Source organism: Sporosarcina luteola, from assembly GCF_007991495.1.
Lineage (GTDB): Bacteria > Bacillota > Bacilli > Bacillales_A > Planococcaceae > Sporosarcina > Sporosarcina luteola.
In genome coordinates, this window is the sequence record NZ_BJYL01000069.1 from 1 (window position 1) to 6,222 (window position 6,222).

Annotated in this window: 7 protein-coding genes; 3 read left to right on the top strand and 4 right to left on the bottom strand. The window is 42.7% G+C overall.

All coding sequences use genetic code 11. The features are described from left to right. Window positions 1–102: 102 nt before the first annotated feature. A complete protein-coding gene (locus tag SLU01_RS17695) occupies window positions 103–969 on the bottom strand; it encodes a nucleotidyltransferase-like protein (protein ID WP_147060827.1) in 867 nt (288 codons plus the stop codon). 169 nt (window positions 970–1,138) lie between these two features. Here SLU01_RS17695 and SLU01_RS17700 point away from each other — a divergent pair, with 169 nt between their 5' ends. After that, window positions 1,139–1,510, top strand: coding sequence for a YgzB family protein (locus SLU01_RS17700; RefSeq protein ID WP_147060829.1), 372 nt, complete (start codon window positions 1,139–1,141; stop codon window positions 1,508–1,510). A gap of 40 nt (window positions 1,511–1,550) precedes the next feature. Here the strand turns inward: SLU01_RS17700 and perR are convergent, their stop codons facing one another. The 3 genes from perR to bcp all read right to left on the bottom strand — a co-directional run bounded on the left by perR (window position 1,551) and on the right by bcp (window position 3,554). Then, complete coding sequence (gene perR, locus SLU01_RS17705) at window positions 1,551–1,994, bottom strand: peroxide-responsive transcriptional repressor PerR (protein WP_147060831.1); 444 nt, start codon at window positions 1,992–1,994, stop codon at window positions 1,551–1,553. Between the two features lie 121 nt (window positions 1,995–2,115). After that, window positions 2,116–3,060 carry a D-2-hydroxyacid dehydrogenase gene (locus SLU01_RS17710; RefSeq protein WP_147060833.1) on the bottom strand — a complete coding sequence of 315 codons (945 nt, stop codon included), beginning with the start codon at window positions 3,058–3,060 and terminating at the stop codon, window positions 2,116–2,118. A 17-nt stretch (window positions 3,061–3,077) separates the two neighbouring features. Continuing rightward, window positions 3,078–3,554, bottom strand: coding sequence for a thioredoxin-dependent thiol peroxidase (bcp, locus tag SLU01_RS17715; protein ID WP_147060835.1), 477 nt, complete (start codon window positions 3,552–3,554; stop codon window positions 3,078–3,080). A gap of 205 nt (window positions 3,555–3,759) precedes the next feature. Here bcp and SLU01_RS17720 point away from each other — a divergent pair, with 205 nt between their 5' ends. Together SLU01_RS17720 and SLU01_RS17725 are read left to right on the top strand one after the other, a co-directional pair. Next, complete coding sequence (locus SLU01_RS17720; RefSeq protein ID WP_147060838.1) at window positions 3,760–5,064, top strand: glutamate-1-semialdehyde 2,1-aminomutase; 1,305 nt, start codon at window positions 3,760–3,762, stop codon at window positions 5,062–5,064. Between the two features lie 60 nt (window positions 5,065–5,124). Then, window positions 5,125–6,204 (top strand): FUSC family protein, encoded by a 1,080-nt coding sequence (locus SLU01_RS17725; RefSeq protein ID WP_147060840.1) that lies wholly within the window; start codon window positions 5,125–5,127, stop codon window positions 6,202–6,204. The last annotated feature ends 18 nt before the right edge of the window (window positions 6,205–6,222 follow it).

Sequence of the window (6,222 nt, forward strand, 5' to 3'; positions counted from 1 at the left end):
GGGACCCCCTTCTTTGGACGCGACCGAGGAGGCTTACCGCCCGCCCCCCGGAAAGCGTCCGCCTGTAGCGGAAATCAACTTTTTTACATTCTCTATCTGCATTTAGTTCTCCACCCGGTAATCTCTATGGAAGACATATTCATTTTTCGAATCACTTTCCACAACTTGAATAAAACCTTTATCAATCAAAAACTCAATAAGTACTTCTAGATTAATCGAGTACATCCTCAACTCTTCATGTTCATGAAGTTCCTGTATCGTCCAAGTTTCTTTTGTCGACATGATATCAATCATATGTCTTGCTCCATCTAATGTCCGGTTATGGATGAAAAACTCACTTGCAAGGAAAAGAAGTTCCAACCTCTTCTCTATCGGCTCCTCACTCATGATTAACTCTTCATATAGTTTATAAATAGCTGGGTCGATCTTTTTCACTTGCGCCCAGACAGTGACCTCTGGTGAAAAACCCTTTTCAATAACTGTCAGTCTTGCAAGATGATGCAGGGATTGGATTGCATGATGATAGGCATCCATATAGTTCAGCTGTTCGAAAAACATTTTTCCTTCCATGTAGACTCTCACTAACCTTGAAAGTTCGAGTCCCATTTTAATTTTACGGCCGTAAAATGGATATTCCTTTAATTCATTCTTCAATTCCTCAACAAACTCATTTCGGTCGAAGAAGACTTTCCCGTAGAATAACCAGTCAACAACCTTCCTCTTTGTACCTAACAACAGCCATTTCCTTAGTTGCTTTTCACTGATGACATGCATCGCTGCTTTGCCGGTACCGTCTGTATAGTGTTTTGTATATATAGGCGTTTCCTCATTCGAAGTAATGATCAACATGATTTCATCAAACGTGTCTGTTATTGGATCACCCGCACCCCTTTTTTCAACGAGAATTACACCTAACGTTTCAGGCGAGCTCGCACGTTCCTGATAAATTGGTCTAAGAACTTGTTCCATTATGACACCTCCACCTCTATTTCTTCGACAGGACTTTAGAAAATTCCTTCACAAGGGTTCGTAAAATATGATGCAAATTGAATTTGTGCTATATTGATTGAGGAACGTTACTACTTTTCTTTTTTATACGTTTCAATTCAGTTATATCTATAATGAAGGAGGATTACGGATGAAACCATATAAAAATAAAATAAACCGGATCCGGTCGTTCGCATTATCCTTAATTTTCATCGGGGTCGTCATTATGTATTTCGGGATCTTCTTTAGAAAGCACGAAATCATCATGTTGATATTCATGATTCTCGGACTTCTTGCTATTATCGCCAGCACAGTCGTTTATGCTTGGATCGGCACTTTGTCTACGAGGGCAGTTCAAATCGTTTGCCCAAATTGCGGAAAAGCGACTAAAATGCTTGGCCGCGTTGATATGTGCGGACATTGCAGGGAGCCCCTAACGCTAGACCCTTCATTGGAAGGAAAGGAATTTGACGAAGCATATAACCGCCCAGCAAGTAAAAAAGAAACGTCAGAAGAAAAATAAGAAAAAACCGGTTCCGTTTTCAATTTCGGAACCGGTTTTCTTATTTTGCTTTTTTAACGTTCGCTGCACATTCAGGACATGTTCCGTATACTTCAAGTCGGTGAGAATTGACCTTGAAGCCCGTTACATGAGAGGCAAGGTGCTCGACTTCTTCAAGTCCAGGATGATGAAAGTCGACGATTTTGCCGCAAACATCGCAGATGATATGATAATGATCATGTGTTACAAAATCGAAACGGCTTGATGCGTCACCATAAGTGAGTTCTTTCACAAGCCCTGCATTCCGGAAAACCCGTAGATTATTATATACAGTTGCGACGCTCATATTCGGAAAATCAGCTTCAAGTGCTTTATATATTTCATCTGCTGTAGGATGTATCTCGGAAGAAATGAGAAATTCTAAAATAGCATGCCTTTGCGGTGTAATTCGTACGCCGCTTTCCTTCAATGTGACCAGCGCGTCTTTCAAAAATATTTCAGACATCGCCAACACTCCAATCCATAAAGATTACTTCTTTATAATCATTATAATTAGTTTACTGAAGAAGCGGCCATTTTGTCAACAAAGAAGCTGTTCTTTCGGCTGAGACATATGTTTTCCCTGCTTAATATCCTCTTTTAGGATCAATCAAATTGATTAATTCACGATCTCCACTTAGCCACTTCGTCAGATTTTCAGTAAAAAACTCAAGCGCTCTTTCAATATACTTCCCTGAATGGCTGGAGGTATGCGGAGAAATCGTCGCATTCGATAAACTCCATAGATCGCTTTCTGCAGGTAAAGGTTCCCTTTCAAAAACGTCCAAAACCGCGTGACCGATTTCCCCATTTTTCAAAGCTTCGATGAGATGCGATTCCTTTACCAGATCTCCTCTTCCAAAATTCATGAAAGTTGCAGTTGGCTTCATCGCCTTAAAATGCACTTCCGTTAAGAGGTATTTTGTTTCAGCAGTGCTCGGTAAGACGGAAATGACGAAGTCGGCCTTCGGTAAAACATTCAACAGGTCTCCAAATTGAATCGTTTCATTCATATATTCCGCGGGGTTGCCAGATCGATTGCAACCAATTGTCCGAACTCCGAACGCTTGAAGCAATCTTCCTATTTCAGATCCTATTGCACCGGGACCGAGGATGACTGCAGTAGAACCGCGCAATTCCGTTTGTCTTACCTTTGCCTTCCATTCTTTCCGTTGTTGCTGCTCTGCAAGCACAGGTAAGGCACGTCCTAACGAAAGTATATGCGCCAGGACTGATTCAGCCATCGGAGTTTTATGAATCCCACGGACATTACTTATGACAATCCCCTTTTCAGCGATTTCAGCAAGTGGCATTTGTTCAACTCCAGCAGAAGCGACCATAAGCCATTGCAAAGAAGTAGCCCGTTCAAGCACGGCCGTATTAATGTCCCCCCCATATGTAACGATGACCTCGAAGTCATCTATCGGTGCCGTATCAATATCTTTATTGAAGGCAAAATGGGTTTCAGGAAATCTGTCTTGCAACCTCTCCATCTGTTCATCTTTTATTTTAAATGTAAATAAAACATTCATCCAACCAAACCCTTTCCCTATGCGTTCGTCAATTGTTGCAAAGTTGCGAGCGCTTCTTCTATATGACCCTTTACCTTCACTTTACGCCATTCCTTCACAACCGTGCCTGTCGGATCAATGAGGAATGTGGAACGCTCAATCCCCATATATTCATTCCCGAAGTTCTTTTTCAATTTCCAGACATCATACTTTTCCGCCACTTCATGATTTTCATCCACTAATAACGAGAACGGTAATCCTTGCTTTTCAATGAAGCGTTGATGTGAAGCCTCGTTATCCGGACTGATTCCAAGGATGACAGCATTCAAATTACTGAAGTCTTCGTAAGCGTCCCGGAAATCACATGCTTGGGTCGTACACCCAGGTGTAGCGTCTTTCGGATAAAAATAAACAATGACATGTTTTTTTCCTTCAAAATCACTTAAAGAGATAACTTCACCATTTTCATTTGGCAATGAAAATTGAGGCGCATGCATTCCTTCCAACTTTTCCATGTCAATCCCTCCCTTTATTCTTCCTCCAATCGTACCGAACTATGGGATTAGTTTCAATTTCTTTGGCATTGTACGATTGTTTTATGTGAACTACCCACCACTTAACACGCTTTTAGGATTTTGCCCATGACACGCTTGAAAAGGGAGACTCTTTTGGAAATCTGTTAAAATAGAGAGTGTAACAAATCGATCGGAGGAATTATCAATGAACAGAACTAAATCAGAACAGATCTATCAAGAAGCATGTGAGCATATCGTCGGTGGGGTAAACAGCCCTTCCCGTGGTTATAAAGCAGTCGGCGGTGGAGCACCTACAGTAATGGAACGTGCGGAAGGTGCTTATTTCTGGGATGTGGACGGCAATAAATATATCGACTACTTAGGCGCATACGGTCCAATCATTACAGGACACGCCCACCCTCATATCGCTGCTGCTATTACGAAAGCGGCAACTACAGGTGTTCTTTATGGAACTCCGACACCACATGAAGTGAAATTCGCCAAAATGTTGAAAGAAGCGATTCCTTCAATGGATAAAGTGCGCTTCGTCAACTCTGGGACTGAAGCCGTCATGACGACCATCCGTGTAGCAAGAGCTTATACCAACAGAACAAAGGTCATGAAATTCGCAGGCTGCTACCACGGACATTCAGATCTTGTGCTTGTAGCTGCCGGTTCGGGTCCTGCCACTTTAGGAACCCCTGACTCAGCAGGTGTTCCCGCTTCCATCGCCCAAGAAGTCATTACAATTCCTTTTAACGATCCGGAAGCTTATAAACAAGCGATGGACCAATGGGGAGATCAGTTGGCATGTATTCTAGTCGAACCGATCGTCGGCAACTTCGGCATTGTCGAACCGAATGAAGGCTTCATTCAGCTTGTACATGACCTCGCAAAGGAAAAAGGGGCACTCATCATCTATGATGAAGTCATTACAGCATTCCGGTTCCATTACGGAGCAGCCCAAACTATGCTCGGTACCACACCCGATTTAACGGCATTTGGGAAAATCATCGGCGGTGGATTGCCAATCGGAGCATACGGCGGCAGAAAGGAAATCATGGATACGGTCGCACCACTCGGTCCTGCCTACCAAGCGGGAACAATGGCAGGCAACCCGGCGTCCATGTTATCGGGAATTGCATGTTTGGAAGTATTGCAGCAAGCGGGTATTTACGAAGAAATGGATCGTTTAGGGGAATTACTTGAAAAAGGCATTCTTCAATCCGCCGAAAAGCATGGCATCACATTGACGATCAACCGACTCGGAGGCGCACTCACCCTCTTTTTCACGGATGTGAAAGTAGAAAACTACGAGCAAGCTGAACAGACGGATGGAGAGATTTTCGGGAAATTCTTCAAACTAATGCTTGAAAGAGGCATCAACCTCGCCCCATCAAAATATGAAGCTTGGTTCCTGACAATCGCGCATAAAGAAGATGACGTCAATCATACACTAGAGGCGGTTGACGAATCATTCGCCGAACTCGCCCGCCTATTGAACAGTTGACCTGTTGGAAGAGTTAAGGTAGAGTATCGGAAATAACCTTTGCATAGAAAGGATAATCCCATGAAACTTGGTGCCCGCATCTTTAAAACGGGTATTGCGATTGTTTTCGCATTGTTTATCGCAGATGTACTGAACTTGCCGAATCCGGTTTTCGCAGGAATTGCGGCCATCTTTGCGATTCAACCTACCATATATCGCTCTTATTTAACAATCGTGGAGCAAATACAAGGTAATCTGATCGGTGCCACTACAGCAGTCATTTTCGTATTATTATTCGGACATCAAATTGTAACTGTCGGCTTTGCGGCTGTCATCATCATATTGATCATGTTGAAGCTTGGCCTTGAAAAATCGGTTTCACTCGCACTCGTCACCATGATAGCAATTATGGAAATCAAAGGAGATGCTTTCCTCTCCTTCGCTTTACTACGGCTAGTGACCATTGTTATCGGTGTCCTATCCGCTTTCATCGTCAACTTGCTTTTCATGCCACCTAAATACGAAACAAAACTATTCCAGGCAATCCATCAATCGCAAGACGAAATCATCCGATGGATCCGCCTTGCAGGACGTCAAGCATCAGAACATATTGCGACTAAAAAGTCTTTGGATAAATTGAAAGAACGCCTTACGAATGTAAATCAACTTTATTCGTTATTCAAAGAAGAACGAAGCTACTTCAAAAAGAATACAGTCGCGAAGGCTAGAAAGCTCGTCATCTACAGACAGATGATCGCGACATCTCAGAGCAGTTATGAAGTGCTTGCAAAACTTCATAAATATGAAAATGAATTGCTCAACTTGCCAGAGCATTTCCGGATGATGATTCAGGAACGCCTTGATACTTTGCTCACATACCATGAGCAAGTCCATTTGAAATTTGTAGGTAAATTAAAATCCGGAAAACTGTCAGAGAGCTTAAATGAAGAATTCATCCAACGGCAAGAAGTGATGGACATTTTCGCGAAAGAGATCGCCATCACAAAAGAAGAAGAGGAGTTTTCCGCTTATCATCTCCTTCATGTCCTATCTTCTTTGTTGAATTACGAAGAGCAGCTCGAACATCTTGACCGGCTCATCGTCTCCAATCAACGAAGACATGGTCATGATGTAAGTGAAGAACTTCAAAATGAAATCTAATCGAGTAGGAGGGAGTGA